At 52.6% G+C, this 19,446-nt stretch carries 18 protein-coding genes; 12 read left to right on the forward strand and 6 right to left on the reverse strand.

The features are described from left to right. Window positions 1-230: 230 nt before the first annotated feature. From KDM87_RS15390 to KDM87_RS15400, 3 genes are all read left to right on the forward strand, one after another. Window positions 231-989: a DUF1700 domain-containing protein gene (locus KDM87_RS15390; protein WP_212679947.1), complete on the forward strand. Its 759-nt coding sequence runs from the start codon at window positions 231-233 to the stop codon at window positions 987-989. 82 nt (window positions 990-1,071) lie between these two features. Beyond that, complete coding sequence (locus KDM87_RS15395) at window positions 1,072-1,893, forward strand: head GIN domain-containing protein (protein ID WP_212679948.1); 822 nt, start codon at window positions 1,072-1,074, stop codon at window positions 1,891-1,893. A 406-nt stretch (window positions 1,894-2,299) separates the two neighbouring features. Further along, entirely contained in the window at window positions 2,300-3,406 is a 1,107-nt protein-coding gene (locus KDM87_RS15400) for a substrate-binding domain-containing protein (protein WP_212679950.1), read from the forward strand. A gap of 120 nt (window positions 3,407-3,526) precedes the next feature. Here KDM87_RS15400 and KDM87_RS15405 read toward each other — a convergent pair whose 3' ends face one another. From KDM87_RS15405 to KDM87_RS15420, 4 genes are read right to left on the reverse strand one after another with little or no spacing between them, the layout of a single operon-like run. Continuing rightward, entirely contained in the window at window positions 3,527-4,801 is a 1,275-nt protein-coding gene (locus KDM87_RS15405; RefSeq protein WP_212679952.1) for a TolC family protein, read from the reverse strand. Beyond that, window positions 4,798-5,121, reverse strand: coding sequence for a DUF3240 family protein (locus KDM87_RS15410; protein WP_186884291.1), 324 nt, complete (start codon window positions 5,119-5,121; stop codon window positions 4,798-4,800). The genes KDM87_RS15405 and KDM87_RS15410 overlap by 4 nt, the downstream gene beginning before the upstream one ends. 11 nt (window positions 5,122-5,132) lie before the next feature. After that, window positions 5,133-8,213, reverse strand: a complete 3,081-nt coding sequence (locus KDM87_RS15415) for an efflux RND transporter permease subunit (RefSeq protein ID WP_212679953.1) — start codon at window positions 8,211-8,213, stop codon at window positions 5,133-5,135. Beyond that, window positions 8,213-9,403, reverse strand: coding sequence for an efflux RND transporter periplasmic adaptor subunit (locus KDM87_RS15420; protein ID WP_212679955.1), 1,191 nt, complete (start codon window positions 9,401-9,403; stop codon window positions 8,213-8,215). Before KDM87_RS15420 ends, KDM87_RS15415 begins: the two co-directional genes overlap by 1 nt. Before the next feature lie 112 nt (window positions 9,404-9,515). Between KDM87_RS15420 and KDM87_RS15425 the strand changes: the two genes are divergently transcribed. The 7 genes from KDM87_RS15425 to KDM87_RS15455 all read left to right on the forward strand — a co-directional run bounded on the left by KDM87_RS15425 (window position 9,516) and on the right by KDM87_RS15455 (window position 15,234). After that, on the forward strand, window positions 9,516-10,202 hold the full coding sequence (locus KDM87_RS15425) for a response regulator (protein ID WP_212679957.1): 687 nt from the start codon (window positions 9,516-9,518) through the stop codon (window positions 10,200-10,202). Then, window positions 10,199-11,632 carry an ATP-binding protein gene (locus tag KDM87_RS15430; RefSeq protein WP_212679959.1) on the forward strand — a complete coding sequence of 478 codons (1,434 nt, stop codon included), beginning with the start codon at window positions 10,199-10,201 and terminating at the stop codon, window positions 11,630-11,632. The genes KDM87_RS15425 and KDM87_RS15430 overlap by 4 nt, the downstream gene beginning before the upstream one ends. 135 nt (window positions 11,633-11,767) lie before the next feature. Continuing rightward, on the forward strand, window positions 11,768-13,045 hold the full coding sequence (locus KDM87_RS15435; RefSeq protein WP_212679961.1) for a TIGR03862 family flavoprotein: 1,278 nt from the start codon (window positions 11,768-11,770) through the stop codon (window positions 13,043-13,045). A 107-nt stretch (window positions 13,046-13,152) separates the two neighbouring features. After that, a complete protein-coding gene (locus KDM87_RS15440; protein WP_212679963.1) occupies window positions 13,153-13,479 on the forward strand; it encodes a PilZ domain-containing protein in 327 nt (108 codons plus the stop codon). Between the two features lie 113 nt (window positions 13,480-13,592). Continuing rightward, a complete protein-coding gene (locus tag KDM87_RS15445) occupies window positions 13,593-14,090 on the forward strand; it encodes a YbaK/EbsC family protein (protein WP_212679965.1) in 498 nt (165 codons plus the stop codon). Next, complete coding sequence (locus tag KDM87_RS15450) at window positions 14,087-14,293, forward strand: DUF1289 domain-containing protein (RefSeq protein ID WP_212679967.1); 207 nt, start codon at window positions 14,087-14,089, stop codon at window positions 14,291-14,293. The genes KDM87_RS15445 and KDM87_RS15450 overlap by 4 nt, the downstream gene beginning before the upstream one ends. 20 nt (window positions 14,294-14,313) lie before the next feature. After that, window positions 14,314-15,234, forward strand: coding sequence for an MBL fold metallo-hydrolase (locus KDM87_RS15455; protein WP_230407822.1), 921 nt, complete (start codon window positions 14,314-14,316; stop codon window positions 15,232-15,234). 14 nt (window positions 15,235-15,248) lie between these two features. Here KDM87_RS15455 and KDM87_RS15460 read toward each other — a convergent pair whose 3' ends face one another. Beyond that, a complete protein-coding gene (locus KDM87_RS15460; protein ID WP_212679969.1) occupies window positions 15,249-16,103 on the reverse strand; it encodes an enoyl-CoA hydratase-related protein in 855 nt (284 codons plus the stop codon). 13 nt (window positions 16,104-16,116) lie between these two features. Continuing rightward, window positions 16,117-16,758 (reverse strand): TetR/AcrR family transcriptional regulator, encoded by a 642-nt coding sequence (locus KDM87_RS15465; protein WP_212679971.1) that lies wholly within the window; start codon window positions 16,756-16,758, stop codon window positions 16,117-16,119. 162 nt (window positions 16,759-16,920) lie between these two features. Between KDM87_RS15465 and KDM87_RS15470 the strand changes: the two genes are divergently transcribed. Further along, entirely contained in the window at window positions 16,921-17,898 is a 978-nt protein-coding gene (locus KDM87_RS15470; RefSeq protein WP_212679973.1) for an NAD(P)H-dependent flavin oxidoreductase, read from the forward strand. A gap of 190 nt (window positions 17,899-18,088) precedes the next feature. Continuing rightward, window positions 18,089-19,147, forward strand: coding sequence for a carbonic anhydrase (locus KDM87_RS15475; protein WP_230407823.1), 1,059 nt, complete (start codon window positions 18,089-18,091; stop codon window positions 19,145-19,147). The last annotated feature ends 299 nt before the right edge of the window (window positions 19,148-19,446 follow it).

A 19,446-nucleotide genomic window follows, 5' to 3' on the forward strand; every position in this document is an offset into this window, starting at 1 on the left:
TGCATCTGCCACGTTTTATCGACTACCTGACCGCTACTGATGTTGATGTGTAAGACATATTCGCTGTATGTTTTCCCCTCGGCATGAGCATGCTTCCTCCTTCCTGTCTGCCGTTTCTGCATTTCATTCCTGGGTTTTGACACGCTGTCGCATGGCCATCGCTTCGTGCTGCATAAATCCGTATTCTGTTTCCATCGTATCCAGAAAAAGAATCAGGGAGGGAACATAGCATGACTAAAGCCGATTATATGAATGCACTCAAGCTGGCTCTGCAAGATTTACCGGGAGATATCCAGGAAGAGCTGTTATGGACGTATGAGGGAAAGTTTATTGATGGCATGGTTGCCGGAAAAAGTGAGCAGGAAGTGATTGCTCAGCTACCGGCTCCGGCGCTGGTTGCCAGCCAGCAAAAAGCAGCGATCCATTTTCGTCAGTTTAAAAATAAAGTCAGTGTCGGTAACCTCGCACGCTTAATTGTTGCTTTGTTTGGACTGGCGATTTTCAATTTGCTGATGCTGATTCCCGCACTGTGCTGTTTCGCCATGTTAAGCGCCGCTTTTATGACGGCATTATCTTTGTATTTCGCTGGCATTTTGCTGACCGCCGGCGGTATTACAGGTGTTGATGAATTGCATATCCATGACACACCATCTCAGCTTGTGGTTGATCACTCACCTGCGACTGCAGATCGCCAGATAAATAAGCAAGCCCAGGTGGATATCTCAGCGTCCGGGATTCAGGTTCATGGTGAATCTGTTGCGGAAGACGTGCATCAGACAAAACGACTCAGGATCGTAGAACCGGTCGATATCCAAATTCATCTCGGCAAACAACTTGATCTCTACGATGTATTCAAGGGCATGAGCATGATCATAGGATCGGTGGCTTTACTGATGTTGAGTATGTTATTGACCGCGTTTAGTTTCCGTGGATTCAGACAGTATCTGCGTTGGAATTTTTCGCAACTCAGGCTCATCCCGGCGACCTGAGATCAATGCGAAATCTGATGAAGATCATTCCCCGTTACTGTTACTAACAGCGATTTACCAGAACGACTGAAAGGATTATGAAATGAAATACATACTTCGCACAGGAGCAGGCATGCTGGTGCTGGCAATCATCCTGACCGCTGTTTCGGCTTTTATCATGCAAGCGCATGCCACCACGCTGACAGAAGCGGCTGACGGCAATTTTTTTTCCGGTGACAGCAACGATACTCGTCCGGTGACAGCGCAGGTCACACAAGTAGTATTCAGTGGGCCGATTGATTTGCTGTTGCATTCGTCAGCTGTTCCGTCCTTGTCGGTGAGAGGTGACCCTAAGTTGACTTCAAGGGTGACGACCAGAGTTGACGGCAATACTTTATACATTGCGACGCGCGGTATTTTTATTACTTTAGGAAAATCCGAACCTATCAAGGTGGAACTGAATTTACCTGTGCTTGAAAAACTACAGTTGTCTGGCAGCGGTGATGTGGATGTCAAAGGCTTTAAAGGAAAGAGGCTGGAATTCAGTATGCGCGGTTCCGGCGATCTGATAGTCGACGGCGATTTCACCCAGATACTGGGGGCGATGAGCGGGAGTGGCAACTTAAATTTATCGCTGGCGAATAGCGAGCAAGTCACGTTAAGCATGCAGGGATCCGGTGATGCGATGTTAAAAGGTCAGAGTACGGCGCTCAGCGCAAAACTGTCCGGCTCCGGAGATTTACATGCAGAAGCGTTGAAAGTGAAGCAGGCCGTTATCGAATCCCGGGGCTCGGCAGACAGCAAGATTTTTGCGACTGAAGAGGTGAATGCGCGGCTGATGGGTAGCGGCGATCTGTTGGTACAGGGAAATCCGCCGCGTAGGAATGCTGAACGTCTGGGTTCGGGCGACATTATCTGGCGATAAAAGGGGGAAACGTCTGAAAAGTGTTGCAAATTGAACTCAAAATTTGCTTTGTTTTAGTGCGAAACAAAATTTTGAATGGTGCATTGAATTTTATGTAATTCAAAATATTGTTTAGTTGCCTGTATAGAAAATTAAATTGTATTTCGTCAGACTTGGTATTGAAACTCTATTTATCCCGAAAAAATTTCTGTAATAATCATTTCGGAAATGTAAATATTTGTTTCAATTTGATTGATGTAGCAACAAGTAACCGTACAACTCAGCGTACCTAGGCTGTTTCCTTGTATCAGAGACAGTCGTGCTGGTGAGTTTCGCATGTGACCTGTTGTTGCCATCTGGAAAAGATGAAACGCCCATCTGCGCAATTCTTGCGCAGTTTCGTTTTTAACCTGACCAACCAAGAACCATGACTGCTAAGCTAAGTAAATGCCTGACCGTGTTATTTGTTGTGTTTAGTTTCATCACTGGCGCGACAGCCCAAGAGAACCCCGTGCAATTCATGAGCCGTGCCAACGCTAAAGTGGCTCGCGCCGCCGCTTTAAAAAACCGCTGGGAAGGGCCGGTGGATGGCCCGAAAATGCACAAGAAAAAGAAGATTATTTTTATTGCCGGTGATATGAGTGATGCAGCGATTGCCGGTGTCTTTCATGGTGTCCGTGAAGCCAGTGCGGCGGGTGCCTGGGAAACATTGTCGATTGATTGCCGTGGCCGCTGTAATCAGGGCGCAGCCATCATCTCACAGGCAATCGATATGAAAGCGGATGGCATTATTCTGGCAGGTGTCGATGTCGCGACGCAGGTCAAAGGAATCGCGGCAGCGGCAAAAGCGAAAGTACCTGTCGTTGGTTGGCATGCTTCTGTCAAGAGTGGCCCGACTGATGGTTTGTTCACGAATATCACCTCGAATCCAAAAGAAGCTGCGCAAGTAGCGGCCTTATTTACGGTTGTCGATTCGAACAGCAAAGCGGGTATCGTCGTTTTCACCGATTCCAGTAATCCGTATATGGCGGCCAAGTCGGCGGCAATGATAGAAGCGATCAAGCAATGCGACGGCTGCCGTATCCTCAGCGTCGAAGACGTGCCGCTCAGTGACGCGTATCTGAAAATGAAAGGCGTGGTGGAGAGCGTCGTCAAACGTCACGGTGCGAAATGGACGCATGTGATGGCAGTGAATGACTTTTATTTTGATTTGCTGGATGCGTCCAGTATTGCACCGCTGGTGGCATCCAACAAACTCTCGGGTATTTCTGCCGGTGATGGGTCGGCGACTGCTTACCGCCGTATCCGTAGCAAAGGAATACAAAGTGGCACAGTTCCAGAACCGCTGACTATGCATGCATGGCAACTGGTCGATGAACTTAACCGTGCATTCTCAGATCAGCCGGCCAGTGGATTTGTGACGCCGGTACATCTGGTGACATCGCAAAATATTGCCTATGACGGTGGCGAGAAAAATACCTTTGATCCGGCCAACGACTATCGCACTCATTATCAGCAGATGTGGGCAAAATAGGCCGTAATAGGTCGTAATAGCTGGTAAGCACAGAGGCGTATCATTACGCCATCAATTTACGTCATCAATAAAAAAAGGCAGCGTACGCTGCCTTTTTTTATTATTCATCGGTTTTTTACATCAATCAATCACCCATAGCTTGTGCGCATCCAGCTCCAGGCGGGCGTGGGCAAACAAAGCATCGATTTGTGCGGCTTCAGCGGCGAGTGTCGCGTCAATTGCATTGCGACGGATTTGCAGTGTATCGCTGAGTGAGACCTCGCCCAGTTTATAGGCCGCCAGCGCCGTTGTTGCCTGCGCCTGGCTTTGCTGCTGTACTGCGTGCATGGTTTGCCAGATCGTGTACTGCTTCTGACTTTCCGATACCACGCGCTGCGCTTCACGCGTTACTTTGAGTCGTGTGAACTGGTATTTTTCTTCCGCCATTTTCGATTTCAGCGCCGCGGCACTGGCATCTGCTTTGCGCGCTGTGCCTGATAAGGGAATAGAGATGCTGATGCCGTAGATGCGTTCCTGCCCGCTGCGCTCGCGCGCTGCGCGTATGCCCACGGTCGGGTCTGGCATCCTTTCGGCAGCAATTCTCGACGCCTGTAATTTTGACAGCGCCGCTTCGGCTTCGGCCAGTTCCAGCTCATGATTGTCGTCCATGATCTGATCAACCCAATAGCTATGGCTTTGTTCCGTTTTTAAGGGAGCAGGCAGTTGTTGCAGCTCAACTATTTGCAATCCTGAATACAAGGTGGCCAAGGCTTGTTTCTGTTGTTCTTCGCGCAGTTGCGCTTGCTGCAATTGGGCTTCCACCCGTTTCGCTTCGGTATCTGCCAGCATCAGTTCCAGCCGGGCGGCATCACCCGCTTTCACCCGTTTCTCTGCCATGCCGCGCAGTTGACCGGTAATGTCGGCTTGTTCCTGCAGGCGTTGGCGATAGGCGACCGCGCGCAAGGTGTCGAACCAGTCGTTGAGTAAGCTGCGGCCAGCTTCATGCCAACTGTCGGCATACGACAGTTGCGCCATATCGACAGTTTTTTCACCGATGGCGGCATCTTTACTGGCTTTGCCAAACCAGCGCACGGGGCGTTCTATCGCAATTTCCTGATCGCGCAGGCTGTCGCCGCTTTGTTCGGTACGGCGCGCTTGCGAGACCCGCATAAGCCATTCATGGCTACCGGCTTCCAGACGTTGCTTGCTGGCCTGCGCGAGTTCTTTATTCAGTGTGCCGGAACGCAGTTGCGGTAAATTTTCCAGCGTTTTTCTTACCACTTGCTCTGGCGGCAAAATGGCAGCGATATCTGCTGGCGTTGCCGGAGGCAACACATTGCTCGCTGCTGCGATTGCTGAATAACTGGCGATGCTGATCAGCGCCAGACGTATGGTGGTAGGTAAGATGTGGTTCATGACAGTCTCCCGAATTGCAAAACCGGGGTAATCCAATAGCTAATGTCCTGGCTTTTAATTTCCAGTGACAATTCTTTTAACAACTGGCGTAGTTTTTCCTGTTCGCCGACGACCAGGAACAGTTTGCGTTTGCAGCGCCCCTGCACCTGCTCCATAGAACTCAGCAGATTCGCGCCTTGTCCCATGCCTTGTGCTGCGACGATAGTAAAGCCGCTCGCCAATGCCGGGCGGAGTAATAAGAAGTCAGCAACCTCGTCCTCGAGTGTCACCGGGATCGCCAGATTCAGCAGGGCGTCCATGTTTTTTTCAGATTGAGTCATACCATATCCGTTCAGTTTTGCTTCGCGCGTTTATCGGTGGGAATGCCGAAACGCTGGAATAGTATTGGTAACAGGATCAGGGTCAGCAGTGTCGCTGATACCAGCCCGCCGATCACCACGATCGCCAGCGGTTTCTGAATCTCAGAACCGGGGCCAGTCGCCATCAGCAAGGGAATCAGACCAAAACCTGTGATGCTGGCGGTCATCATGACCGGACGGAAGCGCCGTAAAGCACCCTCAGACACTACTTCTTTGAGGGCAATGCCACGCGCTACGAGTTGATTGAAATAGCTGATCATGACCAGGCCATTGAGCACCGCAATCCCCATCAGCGCAATGAAGCCGACCGACGCCGGTACCGACAGATATTCGCCAGTGATGGCCAGCGCGATCACGCCGCCCAGCAATGCAAATGGAATATTCACGAACACCAGTAAAGCCTGACGTATGCTGTGCAGGGTCGTGAACAGCAGCAGGAAAATCAGTGCCAGTGCGACCGGCACGACAACCGCCAGGCGCGCAGCGGCCCTTTGCTGATTTTCAAATTGTCCGCCCCAGCTCAGGCGATAACCCGCAGGCAGTTTGACTTGTTGCGCCACTTTTGCTTTCGCTTCATCGACGAAGCTGACCAGATCACGATCACGGACGTTGGCTCGGACGACGGTCAGACGCGATGAATTTTCACGTTCGACTTTGACTGGCCCTTCGACGGTGCGCAGACTGGCGACTTGCGACAAAGGGATAGACAGGTTGTCGGTCACCGGCAGACGCAATTGCTGGAACAATGACGGAGATATCTGCATCTGATCGCTGCCGCGTATCAGTAAAGGCAGACGTTGTCCTTCCTGTATCACGACGCCGCTGATCTTGCCTTCCACCAGCGTACGCAAATCATTTTGTATCTGCTCGACGCTGAGACCTAATCTGCCTGCGGCTTCGCGGTTGATATCGACTTGCAGGTATTGCACACCTTCATTCTTGACGCTGAGTACATCCTGACTGCCGCTGATACCCGAGACGACTTTTACGATCTGTTCTGCCAGCCCACCAAGAATCTGAGTATTCGGGCCGTAAATTTTAATCGCCAGATCACCACGCACACCGGACAACATCTCGGATGTACGCATTTCGATCGGCTGCGTGAAACTGAAATTCACGCCGGAAAATTCTGCTGTGACCTTACGTAACTGATCGATCAGTTCGTCTTTGCTTTTAACCTTCCAGCTGGCGCGTGGTTTCAGTACCAGAAAGGTATCGGTTTCATTCAGTCCCATCGGGTCCAGACCGAGTTCATCGGAACCGGCGCGGGCGACGATGCTGGTGACTTCCGGCACTTTTTCCAGTATGCGCTGTTGTACCGCCATGTCGATGCGGGCGGATTCCTGCAGATTGATCGACGGCAGTTTCTCTATCTGCATGATGATGTCGCCTTCGTCCAGTGTCGGCATGAATGACTTGCCGATGAACGGAAACAGACAAGTGGTCAGCAGCAGGGCAGCGACAGAGGCAAATGCCACTTTACGTCCGTTTGCCAATGCCTTCGTCAATGTGGCGCGGTACATCGCTTCCAGCTTCAGTACCAGTTTAGGTGTGCCGCTATGGCCGTCTTTTAGCAGGAAAGAGGACAGTACCGGAATCACCGTCAGCGATAAAACTAATGATGAAGCCAGCGCAAAAATAATCGTCAGCGCGACTGGTATGAATAATTTTCCTTCCAAGCCCTGCAGTGACAACAGCGGTAAAAACACGATCATAATCACCAACATACCGGCGGTTACTGGTACTGCGACTTCTTTCACTGCGCGATAAATCACATGCAGGCGGCCAAGTTTAGGCTGACCGTGGTCGCCGCTATGCGCTTCAATATTTTCGACCACAACAACCGCCGCATCGACCAGCATACCAATCGCAATTGCCAGCCCGCCGAGCGACATCAGATTGGCGGTCAACCCGAAACTTTGCATCAGCAGGAAAGTACCGAGTGCAGATAAAGGCAGGATGCAAGCCACGACCAGCGCCGAGCGTACATTACCGAGGAACAGATACAGCAATACCACGACCAGTATGGTTGCTTCCGCGAGTGCTTTGGTGACAGTGGAAACCGCGCGCTCCACCAGATTACCGCGGTCATAAAAAGGCTTGATGCTGGTGCCTGTTGGCAGCGTCTGATTAATCGTGACCAGACGTTCACGGATCTGATCAACAACTTGCTGCGCATTCGCACCGCGCATTGCCAGTACCAGCGCTTCGACCGCTTCGCCTTTACCGTCTTTCGTGACGGTACCGTAGCGGGTCAGCTGACCGATTCTGACTTTTGCCACATCGCCGACTTTGATGGCGACACCATCTTTTTGTGCGATGGCAATCGCCCGCACGTCGTCAAGTGTGCGGATGTTGCCATCACTGCGCACCAGCAAGGATTCTTCACCCGAAGATAAGCGACCCGCGCCGTCGTTACGATTGTTTGCCTCCAGTGCCGCTTGCAACTGGGCGAGCGAGATGCCGCGCGCAATCAATGCATCAGTATCGGGAACGATCTCAAAACTTTTTACCATGCCGCCAAGCGAATTCACATCCGCGACACCGGCGATATTGCGTAGTTGCGGACGGATAGTCCATTCCAGCAAACTGCGTTTTTCCATCAGCGACAGCGGGCCTTCAATGGTGAACATGAAAATTTCACCGAGCGGCGTGGTGATCGGTGCCAGACCGCCGCTGACGGATGCCGGCAGATCTTTCATCACATTGCTGAGCCGTTCGCTGACTTGCTGGCGGGCCCAGAACACATCGGTACCGTCCTGAAAATCGAGCGTGATATCGGCAATCGCATATTTGGATTGCGAGCGCAGTATCGCCTGTTTAGGAATGCCTAACAGTTCCTGCTCAATCGGCGCGACGATACGTGCTTCGATTTCTTCCGGGGTCATGCCCGGCGCTTTCATGATCAGTTTGACCTGTGTCGTCGACACATCCGGAAACGCGTCGATAGGTAAGCCCTTAAAGGCCTGATAACCGGCCGCGATCATCAGTATGCTGGCGACGATGATCAGCAGACGCTGAGCGAGTGAAAATGCAATCAGTCGGGATAACATTATTGAGCTCCGCCTTCTTCAGCGCCAAGTCCGGCACGTGCGCCTTTCAGCTGAATAATGCCCTGTGTGGCAACCTGGCTGCCGACTTGCAATTTTGGATTGCTGCTGACCCACGCATGTTGCCCGACTGTGCTTAACAGCTTGACTTTGACCGCTTCAAAACCCTGCGCATTTTTGACGAAGACATAGTGTTCGTTTTTGCTCTGGATCAGGGCTTTGGCAGGCACACCAATGCTATTGGCAGGTATCACGCTGCTCTGGTGACGTGCATCAACGAATTGATTGAGTTTCAGACATTGATTGCCATCGATGACTTGTGTGCGTATCAGTGTGGTCTGGTTACCGCTCTGAATCTGGGATGAAATGGCGGTGACTTTGGCACTGGCGCAGTTATTCACCTGCATCAGATCGCCGATACGGATGCTGGATGCCTGCTGTGCCGATGCCTGCAATTCGACCCAGAACGCGCCGTCTTTGCTGATGCTTGCGATCGGTGTTCCGGCTTCTATCCGCTGACCCGGTTTGACATTGATTTCAGTCAGTATGCCGTTACTATTGGCACTGATTCTGAGTACCGGCGTCAGATTCTGATGACTCAGTAACTGACGAATCTGGGTTTCACCCATGCCCGCGCTGCGCAGTGCCTGATAACGTTCTCTGGCGGCGACATCGGCTTGTATCGCCGCGGCACGACTATCTTGCAGGCGGCTTTGCGCGATGATGCCTTCATTAAACAAGCCTTCATCCCGTTCGCGTTTTTCTTTCGCCAGTCTGGATTGGGTGGCGAGTTGTACGTATTCGCGCTGCATCTCCATCAGTTGCTGGCTGAAGATGGACACAATGGGATTGCCGCTGCGTATCGCTTGCATAGACTGGTGCTGCACTTCCTGCACAACGCCGCTGACCATGCTGCTGATCATACTGACTGCATTGGGCGGTGCCACGACAGTACCGGATAAATGCTGACCTTCGGTCGCATTTGCTTTGCCGTCACTTTTGGCGGTATCTGCTGCAATCGCTGCTTCGGTTTTGATTCCTGCGCGCAGTATCTGCTCGTTTGTCAGTTTGATCTGGTTATTGGTTTCTGCGACTGCCGCGCCACAGCTCAATAACGCTGACAATGTACAGAAAATCAGTTGTTTGCGGACGCCGCTACGGTGTTGCAGTTGTCGTTTTTTCGTGATCATCATGATGTACCCTTGGCTTGAATAGACGTATTCTGGAATGAAGATCTTAAGAACTCCTTAACAACTCGCCGTTACAATGCATTCGACAGTGACAGGAGGCTACAGGAGGTATGCAATGCGCATATTATTAGTTGAAGATGATCCCCAATTAGGTCGGGCGACACAAATCGGGCTGGATCAGTCCGGTTATGCCGTTGACTGGGTGCAGACAGCGGATAGCGCCTTATCTGCGGTAAAAACACATGACTATGCTTGTATTCTGCTCGATCTCGGCTTGCCTCAGGTGGACGGCATGGTGGTGCTGACACGGCTGCGGGCATCCGGATTTGCCGGTGCGATACTGATCGTCACGGCACGCGAACAGATTGCAGATCGCGTCGCTGGGCTTGATGCCGGCGCTGATGACTTTATTATAAAACCTTTCGATCTCGATGAGCTCGCGGCGCGTATCCGTTCTGCATCACGCCGTAGCGGCGGGCGTACGCGAGAAGTGATTCATCATGGTGACATTGTGATGGATATTGCCGCCCGTTCGGTCACGCTTAAAGGTGTTCCTGTCGTTCTCACCGCTAAAGAGTTCCGGGTATTGTTGATGTTATTTGAACATCTGGGGCGCGTGCTCACCCGCGAACAACTCGAAGAAACGCTGTATAGCTGGGGTGAAGAAATCGAAAGTAATGCAATTCAGGTACACATTCATCATCTGCGCAAAAAACTTGGTAAGTACCTGATCCGCACGATACATGCCGTGGGCTATGTCATTGATAAGCCCGGTACAACTGCGCCAGAGGAGCCGCAATGAATATGAGCATGCCCGCGCGCTGGTCGCTACGCCGCACTTTACTGGCGCTGGTACTGACGCTGACGGTCAGTATCTGGTGCTTCAGCGCCGTGGTTGTGTATCTGGATGCCGATACCGAAAGCCGCGAACTGTTTGACCAGTCTTTATCCGAAACCGGACACCTGCTGCTGGCGCTGGCCGATCACGAACTTGAAGAACATGTGGAGCTGGCGGCACCGACCCTGACCGAAATACATGACGGCAAACATAGCAAATATCTGTTGTTTCAGATCTGGGACGGTAAGCATCGCCTGATCTATCGCAGCGCCGGTGCACCGGAAACCGCGTTCACATCGTTATCGCAGGAAAGCGATAATCAGTTCGGCTGGATACAGATGGAAGGGCAGGAATGGCGCACCTACAGCAGTTGGAACGCGCGTCAGAATATGCAGATACAGGTTGCCGAACCTAGTAGTCATCGTAAGGAAATCAGCAGCCGTTTTGCGTATAAATTAATGTTGTTCGCCTTGTTGGTGGTGCCTTTGCTCGTCGTCGGCTTGTGGTGGAGTGTGAACCGTGTGTTTCGTAGTCTGCAAACGGTGGCGAATGAAGTATCTCAGCGCATGCCGGGTGATTTGCATCAGTTAAACCTGCGCGGTGCACCGACAGAAATTCACCCTTTGCTGCATGCGATTAACCGTTTGTTTGAACGTGTCAGCCAGACGCTGGAACGGGAACAGCGCTTCACCGCCGATGCCGCGCATGAACTACGTACACCGCTGGCGGCGATTAAAACCAATCTGCAAGTCATACAGCGCGCACGTAACGATGAGGAAAGGGCAGAGGCAGCAGCCGGCTTGGGCACCAGCGTTGATCGTGCGACCCGGCTGGTCGGACAATTGATGACGCTGGCAAAGCTGGAGCCACCTTACGACAAAAACCTGATATTGCAGGAAACTGATCTGGCGAATTTACTGCAACCGCAAATGGCAGGTTGGCAGGCGCAGGCAGAAAAAGCGCAAATCAGCTTCAGCGCCGAGCTGCAGTCTGGTATTGCCTTGATCCATGCGGAAAGCATACTGATTTTATTCCGCAATCTGATGGACAATGCGCTGCGCTACACGCCGGTGGGCGGGCGTGTGCAAGTCTCTTGTGGTCAGACCGATAATGGCGTGTATCTGCGTATTGCCGATACTGGTGCCGGTATCCCAGCGGAGATGCGTGAACGTGTATTCCAGCGTTTCGTACGCTTGTCCGACGCGACGATTCCGGGCAGCGGTCTGGGATTATCGATCGTCAAAAGTATCGCCGACAGTCATCATGCAACGCTGGCGCTGGCTGAGGGGCTGGATGAACGAGGCTTAGGCGTGACGCTGGTATTTCCGCTGTACGCTGCTGCGGTTCAGCCCGCTGCGCAATCGACAATACCGCCAACACTGTCAGCACAGTAATTGCGTAGTAATAGCGCAGTAATAGTTTCTCCGGCTGCGCTGTGGCGGGCGTATCCAGCGTAAAATGTCGCCCGATCTCCTTTTTACGCCTCGTGCGGTGTCAGCGTTTTCAGCACCGCGCATGTTCAGCTATTCATGTCTATCCAATCTGTTTCTCACTCCATCACTTCAACGACCGCCGCACGCGCACCTCATGTAATCGTGGTCGGTGGTGGTCCTGCCGGTCTGATGGCGGCAGAAACGCTGTCGCAGTGCGGTGTGCAAGTGGATCTGTATGATGCGATGCCGTCGGTGGGGCGCAAATTTTTGCTGGCAGGTAAAGGCGGCATGAACCTGACCCATTCAGAAGAATTTTCTGCGTTTGTCCAGCGTTACGGTAGCCGTGCCGCCGATTTACAGCCACTCTTGCAAGCGTTTGACGCGCAGGCATTGCGCGCCTGGGCACAGGGGCTGGGCGTAGAGACTTTTGTCGGCAGTTCCGGCCGGGTGTTTCCGGTGGATATGAAAGCCGCACCTTTGCTGCGCGCGTGGTTGCATTGCTTACGTGAACAGGGCGTGCGCTTTCACATGCGGCATCGCTGGACGGGCTGGGGCGATACGCCGCAGTCCTTACGTTTTCAGACACCTGAGGTTGAGTTGAATGTCAGCGCTGATGCAGTGATACTGGCGCTGGGCGGTGCCAGCTGGGCGCGGCTGGGGTCTGATGGCGCCTGGGTACCGTTGTTTCAGCAACGCGGCGTTGATATCGCACCTTTGCAGCCTGCCAATTGCGGCTTTGATGTGCAGTGGACCGATTTTCTGAAAAACAAATTTGCCGGTCAGCCTTTGCTGACGGTGGCTGCCCGTGCTCAGGATGCCGATGTGCGCTCCAGCATGCGCAAAGGGCAATTCGTGATCACGGCCGGCGGTGTTGAAGGCAGCCTGATATACGCCTTGTCTGCGGCTTTGCGCGAGCAGATCAATCTTCGCGGCCACGCGGTGCTGGAACTGGATCTACTGCCGGATAAAAGTGCTGACCGGGTGCTGAGTGAAGTCAGCGCAGGGCGTGGTTCACGTTCTCTATCGAGTCATTTGCAGAGCAAGCTCGGACTCGATGGATTGAAAATCGCCTTGCTGCATGAAGTGTTGAGTAAAGAGCAAATGCAACAGCCAGATGTTCTTGCGGCCACGATTAAACAGCTGCCATTGCGGCTGATTTCACCGCGTCCGATTGACGAAGCCATCAGCACCGCCGGAGGTGTCCGTTTTGAAGCGCTCGATGCGAACGCTATGTTGCGCGCTTGTCCCGGTGTTTTCTGTGCCGGTGAAATGCTGGATTGGGAAGCACCGACCGGTGGTTATCTGCTGACCGCCTGCTTTGCCAGCGGCCGCCATGTGGCGCAGGCGGTAATGCAGTATCTCGACGCCCGCTAATACCCTCGCGCGTGGCAAGGTTGTCGCCAGTATTTTTCTGATTCATTGTTACAATTCATAAAGTTTCCATATAGTAATTTCTATTGCATCAGTTGCATTGTTTCTTTATGAATGAATCCAGAAATACTCCGCGCCTTCCTGTGTCGTGGCGCGCTGCAATACAAGTTGTTCCCGGTCATATTGTTGCCGCCAAAGTTGTCAATTTCTCTGCGACTGGCATACAACTGCAAACGGGCGTGATGCTGAAAGAAAAACAGACGTATCAGATGATGATGGAAGTGCCCAGCACCAAAGATGCGTCCAGCCGTACCCAGGTCGTATGTAAAGCCAGTTGTGTGTACACGATACTCAGTGGTGACGCCTATCGCGCGGGTCTGAAGTGCACCGATTATCCGCCTGAACACCGTCCTTTACTGGAGAGCTGGGGCGGCTGATAGCCAGCTTCCTCGCTAGCGTTCTTACTACGTTTTCTGAGCGGATGTCCGGCGGCAGAGATGCGGCTGTGTTATAAACACTGCTTACCAATAACAGAATTTTGTCTCAGCAGATGACTATGAGTACAGAGAATGCGCTTCCGGATACCGCGCAGCGCGTCGCCAGTTTGTTACGCGAATTAGGCCATGATCAGCCGGTGGTGATGCTGCCTGAGAGCGGCAGAACATCCGCCGAAGCTGCAGCCGGATTAGGTTGCAGCATTGCTGAAATTGCCAAATCTATCGTTTTTCGCCGGGTTGCTGATGACGCAGCGGTGATGGTGGTTGCCAGTGGCAGCAATCGGGTTGACGAGAAAAAAGTAGCGGCGATCGTTGGCGCGCTGGCGAAAGCCGATGCCCGTTTTGTCCGCGAAAAAATCGGTTATGCGATTGGCGGCGTCTGCCCTGTCGGTCACCTGCAAAAAAGTGTGATGCTGATTGATCAGGATTTATTGCAATACCCCAAAGTCTGGGCGGCGGCTGGTCATCCGCACGCTGTATTCAGCCTGACCCCACAACAACTGGTTGCCATGACCGCTGCGCCAGTTGCCGATATTGCCTTGCAAACATGAGTATTTTGTACGATTTCGATCCTGATTCTGCCAGCCCTGAGCAGGCTATTCCCTCTCCGTGTGTCGGCGTTTGCCGCATGGATGAGAAAAAAGCCTGGTGTGCCGGTTGCTTTCGGACCATAGACGAACTGAAAGCCTGGAGCACGGCCAGTAACCCGGTCAAATTGCAGATCTGGCATCAGGTGAAAGAGCGGATGTTTTAAGCCAGCCAGAAAAAAATCCTATGCCAGCCAAGCAGATTCAACTTCCTGACAGCATGCATGTGTTTGAACGTGGCTGGCTGTCATCGAACAATATCCTGTTCATCGATGACGATGCAGCAGCGCTGGTGGACAGTGGCTACGTGACCCATGCGCCGCAAACGCTGGCGTTGTTGCAGCATGCCTTGCAAGGCCGTGCACTCGATTTGCTGGTCAATACGCATTTACATTCAGATCATTGCGGCGGCAATGCCTTGCTTCAGCAGACTTATGACTGTCGCACTCTGATTCCTGTTGCCGACATGCCTGCAGTTGCAGCGTGGGATGAGGAGGCACTCACCTACGCTGCAACTGGCCAGCAGTGCGCTCCTTTTCGTTTTGATGGCAGTATTGCGGATGGTGATCAGCTGCGTCTGGGCGGGCTGGACTGGCAGGTGCTGGCTGCGCCCGGGCATGATCCGCATTCGATGATTCTGTATTGTCCGCAAGAAGGCATCCTGATTTCTGCCGATGCATTGTGGGAAAACGGCTTTGGTGTGATTTTCCCTGAACTAGAAGGGGAATCCGGCTTTACCGAGCAAGCCGCTATTTTGCAGACCATCAGCGAACTTGACGTGCGGCTGGTGATACCGGGTCACGGTGCGCCATTCAGCGACGTGCAGGGCGCATTACAACGCGCCCGTCAGCGCCTCGATTATTTATGCGCCGACCCGCAACGCAATGCCCGCAATGCGTTGAAAGTCTTGCTCGCGTTTATTTTGCTCGACACGCAAAAGCTGCATCTGGATCAGGCATTATTGCAATTTAACAGCAGCCGTCTGATGCGTTCTGCCGCCAGCCAGCTAGCCATGCCAGCGCAGGAATTGCTGCAACAGATCGCCGCCGAGCTGGTACGCGCTGGCGTCGCCCGCCTGGAAGACGGGCTGTTGCTGAATAATCGCTAAGGTCTGAAGCTGGCTTATTTCAACTGATAGTCGGCCTCAGTAAACGGATGCAGCGGTGCCAGATCGCCGAATTGCGTTGCGCGTCCCTGCTGTTTTGCCATAAACGCTTCCATCAGATTCGCACTTTGCCAGATTCCTGATTGCAGCCAACCCATTTGTTGCAAGGCATCATGGGTAGAATGATCGCGCGCATAATGTATTGCCTGCTTGCTGCCCCAGATCGCGACTGGTGGTTTTTCAGCAATTTCTTTCGCCATTTGCAAGGCTGCTTCCAGCATCGCTTCTTGCGTATCAAATACTTCATTCACCAGACCCACCGCTTGCGCACGCTGGGCTGGCAAGCGCCGTCCGGTGTACGCCATTTCATGCACGATACCTTCCGGGATCAGTTTCGGTAAGCGTTGCAGTGTACCCAGATCGGCCGTCATGCCAATATTGATTTCCTGTATGCAGAAGAATGCGTCTTTGCTGGCAAGGCGGATATCGCTGGCGCAGATCAGATCGACACCACCACCGATGCAACCGCCTTGAATTGCGCTGATCACCGGCATACGCAATTGCTCGATCAGGTTGAATGACTGATGCATATCCTGCAGCACCAGCGCAATATTGGCGCGGCCGATTGCATTATGATCGTCCAGCGTGATGCCGTTACCGGAAAACACATCCAGTGCCATGCCGGCAGTGAAATGCTTACCCGTGGATGAAATAATCAGCACCCGCGCAGACGCTTCACGCTGTAATTTTTGCAGTATCTCGACCAGCTCGCGGAAAAAAACCGGTTGCATGGTATTCAGGCTGTCGGGGCGATTAAAGCGCAGATGGGCGATTTTCTGATCGATGCTGAAGTCAAAACATTGGTAAGTCATCGTGTTTCCTTGTTTAGCCAGGTGGATGTTGAAGTGAGATCAAAACGGCACGTACAGCAGATTGGAACAGCTCATCAGCATGTTCCTGTTTCAGATAAAAACCTTTCAGTTCCAGGCTGATAACGCCATGCATGGCGGCCCATAACAGACGCGCGGCGGCACTCGGGCTGGAGGCGGGCAGACTGCCGGTTTGCATGCAGTGTTCAAATTCGGCGATCAGCGGCGTGAAGGATTCCCATGCGGCCTGGCGTGATTCCGGCGGCGGCACAAAACCGGCAATCGCATCGCCAAACATCACCATGTAATAACTCGGATAACGGCGCGCAAATGCGTGATAGTTATTCGCATACAGCCATAAGCGCTGGATACCACGGGCTTTTTGTGCATCCGGCAAAGTCGCTTCGTAGCTCAGAAATTCACTTTTAAAACGCTCAAACCCTTCCAGATACAGCGCATTCGATAAACCGTCTTTGCCACCGAAAATCGAATACAGCAAGGTCGTTGAGCAATTGACCGCTTCCGCTACTTTACGCACCGTCAGCGCTGCAGCGCTCTCGGTTTGCAGCAAATGACTGGCGGCATCCAGCATTCCTTCACGCAGCGAGTTGCGCAGCGCTTCCTGACTCTGGCGGAAATCAACGACTTTCGGTTTCATCGGTATCACTTAATGGCGGGTGGGCTTGCTTCTGACTCGGTTTACGCTGATGCTCATGAATAACAACGTTTTTTCTGATAACATCATATCAGGCTTGTAAAAAAGTACCAAAAAAAAGCAGCAAAAATATCTACTACGATCTGTTCACCGGAGACCATCAGTATGACCAGTACCTCTCATCTGCCGAAAGCCTTACAAAATCTGGCTTTACCTGTTATCGCCTCGCCGATGTTCATTGCCAGCGGCCCTAAGCTGGTCGCCGCACAATGTAAAGCGGGTATCGTCGGTTCGTTTCCTGCGCTGAATGCGCGTCCGGCAGAATTGCTCGATACCTGGCTGACCGATCTGCAAAACGAACTGGCCGCCTACCAAGCAGCGAATCCTGATGCGAAAGTTGGCCCGATTGCCGTGAATCAGATCGTGCACCAGTCGAATGACAGGCTCGCGCATGATGTCGAAGTCTGCGTCAAGCATCAGGTTCCCATTATCATTTCGTCACTGCGCGCGCCACCGCCAGAAATGCTCGATGCGATCCACAGCTATGGCGGCATCGTGCTGCATGATGTGATTTCTATCCGTCACGCGCAGAAAGCGCTGGAAGCTGGTGTTGATGGCCTGATTCTGGTCGCGGCCGGTGCCGGTGGCCATGCGGGTGGTTTGTCGCCATTTGCACTGGTCGGTGAAGTACGTAAATTCTTTAAGGGGCCGATTGCACTGTCAGGTTCGATTGCGACCGGTGACGCGATTCTGGCGGCTCAGGCAATGGGTGCCGATTTTGCCTATATCGGTTCGCGCTGGCTGGCAACGCCGGAATCGAATGTGGACGAGGCTTATCGTCAGGCCATCATTGAATCGAGTGCGGCGGACATTGTGTACACGAACCTGTTTACCGGTGTGCATGGCAACTATCTCAGAAAATCGATTATCGCCGCCGGGCTTGACCCCGACAATTTGCCAGTCTCGGACAAATCCAAGATGAATTTCGGCTCCGGTGGCAACAGTGGTGCGAAAGCCTGGCGTGACATCTGGGGTGCCGGGCAAGGTGTCGGTCTGATGGATGATGCTCCGAGTGTTGCCGAAGTTGTACAGCGCTTCAGCGCCGAATACCAGGCGGCAAAAGCGCGTCTGCTGGCGCTGTAAGCCGTAATCCGTCCACAGATGGACAGACTGTCAGATTGGCTGGCGCAGTATATCTGTCGCCGGTCAGTCTGTGGCGGATTGTTAAATTGCCTGATGGAATTCAAGTTTAAACAGTGCAGGCCGTAAACAGACTATCCCGACCTGATTCCGTCTAATTATGCGCCGCTGCTCTGCTCTCCTGATTTCCCTGATGCTTGCACTATCCGCTCAGGCGAATGACGCATCATCCCCACCGTCCAAGCCGATCAAACAGGCATCTGCTTCTGCAAAAGAAGAGGCGTCTGCGCCTAAGGAAAAAGAAAAAGAGACGCGTAAATCTTCCAAAGAAAAAGAGTCGAAAGAAAGCAAAGACGCTGCTAAAGATGCCATGGCTGCCGATGAGCTGGCGGTCAAAATTGCAGAACGTCTTGCCCTTTTACGTAAAGAAAAAGACGAAGTGGCACGCGCCTCAACCCGCGCCATTCCTCGTTCTCCGGCGTATGTGGCACCAGCCAGAAAAGTCACACCAGCCAAACCGAAAGAAGGAAACGAACACGGTTCTTCGGCGATTATCGCGGCGATGGGTGGACATGGTGCCGTGCATTGGAGTTACGATGGCGAAGGCGGCCCGACCAACTGGGGCAAGCTCAACTCAGCGAATGCGAAATGCGATATCGGCGATCGTCAGTCACCGATCGATATCCGCGACGGTATCCGCGTCGATCTCGAACCAATCAACTTTGACTACAAGCCGTCCGGTTTCAGCGTGATTGATAATGGCCATACGATACAGGTTAATGTGGCAGCGGGTAATTACATCAGCATCATGGGTCGCAATTACGAATTGCTGCAGTTCCATTTCCATAAACCATCCGAAGAACGCGTCAATGGCCGGAGTTTTGATATGGTCGTGCATCTGGTGCACAAAGATGCCGACGGCAAACTGGCGGTGGTCGCCGTATTGTTAGAACGCGGCAAAGCGCAAAACATCGTGCAGCAGATCTGGAACAATTTGCCGCTGGAAAAAAATCTGGCTCTGGCCGCACCGACAGCGATTGATATCAATCAGCTCTTGCCAGAGAAACGCGATTACTACACTTACATGGGTTCGCTGACCACACCACCTTGCAGTGAAGAAGTGTTGTGGATGGTGATGAAAGAAGCCGTGGAAATTTCCTCTGAACAGATTGCGATTTTCGGTCGCCTGTATCCGATGAATGCCCGCCCTCTGCAAAAGACAGCAGGCCGCCTGATCAAAGAATCTCGCTGAGAATTCAGCATACTCCCCCCATATTTTATATAAAACCCCTTTATCTCCTTGAGAATAAAGGGCTTCAAAATATACCGGGGGGAGTATATTTTTACCCCACCATGCGTCGCGCGGCTCCCGGCTGCGCGCAGTCCGCTGAAGACCTTCTCTGATTCTTCCACGCAGATTCCGCCCGCACCGCTTATTTTTATGCGGAGAAGGCTGGTCCTCAGGTTGACACTGACGACCAGGTTAGCGCTTCCGGTGATGCGCGCATCGCATTGGAAGACATGACGATCGTACCGAATCGGGGTACCATG

The organism is Cognatundibacterium rivi (assembly GCF_018139565.1).
Lineage (GTDB): Bacteria > Pseudomonadota > Gammaproteobacteria > Burkholderiales > Burkholderiaceae_D > Undibacterium > Undibacterium rivi.

Coding starts and splice junctions, on each gene's coding strand:
- KDM87_RS15455 (WP_230407822.1), top strand. CDS start 14,314: ATGCCAGCCAAGCAGATTCAACTTCCTGACAGCATGCATGTGTTTGAA.
- KDM87_RS15405 (WP_212679952.1), bottom strand. CDS start 4,801: ATGAACCACATCTTACCTACCACCATACGTCTGGCGCTGATCAGCATC.
- KDM87_RS15475 (WP_230407823.1), top strand. CDS start 18,089: ATGCTTGCACTATCCGCTCAGGCGAATGACGCATCATCCCCACCGTCC.
- KDM87_RS15450 (WP_212679967.1), top strand. CDS start 14,087: ATGAGTATTTTGTACGATTTCGATCCTGATTCTGCCAGCCCTGAGCAG.
- KDM87_RS15395 (WP_212679948.1), top strand. CDS start 1,072: ATGAAATACATACTTCGCACAGGAGCAGGCATGCTGGTGCTGGCAATC.
- KDM87_RS15410 (WP_186884291.1), bottom strand. CDS start 5,121: ATGACTCAATCTGAAAAAAACATGGACGCCCTGCTGAATCTGGCGATC.
- KDM87_RS15415 (WP_212679953.1), bottom strand. CDS start 8,213: ATGTTATCCCGACTGATTGCATTTTCACTCGCTCAGCGTCTGCTGATC.
- KDM87_RS15400 (WP_212679950.1), top strand. CDS start 2,300: ATGACTGCTAAGCTAAGTAAATGCCTGACCGTGTTATTTGTTGTGTTT.
- KDM87_RS15430 (WP_212679959.1), top strand. CDS start 10,199: ATGAATATGAGCATGCCCGCGCGCTGGTCGCTACGCCGCACTTTACTG.
- KDM87_RS15465 (WP_212679971.1), bottom strand. CDS start 16,758: ATGAAACCGAAAGTCGTTGATTTCCGCCAGAGTCAGGAAGCGCTGCGC.
- KDM87_RS15425 (WP_212679957.1), top strand. CDS start 9,516: ATGCGCATATTATTAGTTGAAGATGATCCCCAATTAGGTCGGGCGACA.
- KDM87_RS15445 (WP_212679965.1), top strand. CDS start 13,593: ATGACTATGAGTACAGAGAATGCGCTTCCGGATACCGCGCAGCGCGTC.
- KDM87_RS15390 (WP_212679947.1), top strand. CDS start 231: ATGACTAAAGCCGATTATATGAATGCACTCAAGCTGGCTCTGCAAGAT.
- KDM87_RS15440 (WP_212679963.1), top strand. CDS start 13,153: ATGAATGAATCCAGAAATACTCCGCGCCTTCCTGTGTCGTGGCGCGCT.
- KDM87_RS15460 (WP_212679969.1), bottom strand. CDS start 16,103: ATGACTTACCAATGTTTTGACTTCAGCATCGATCAGAAAATCGCCCAT.
- KDM87_RS15435 (WP_212679961.1), top strand. CDS start 11,768: ATGTCTATCCAATCTGTTTCTCACTCCATCACTTCAACGACCGCCGCA.
- KDM87_RS15420 (WP_212679955.1), bottom strand. CDS start 9,403: ATGATGATCACGAAAAAACGACAACTGCAACACCGTAGCGGCGTCCGC.
- KDM87_RS15470 (WP_212679973.1), top strand. CDS start 16,921: ATGACCAGTACCTCTCATCTGCCGAAAGCCTTACAAAATCTGGCTTTA.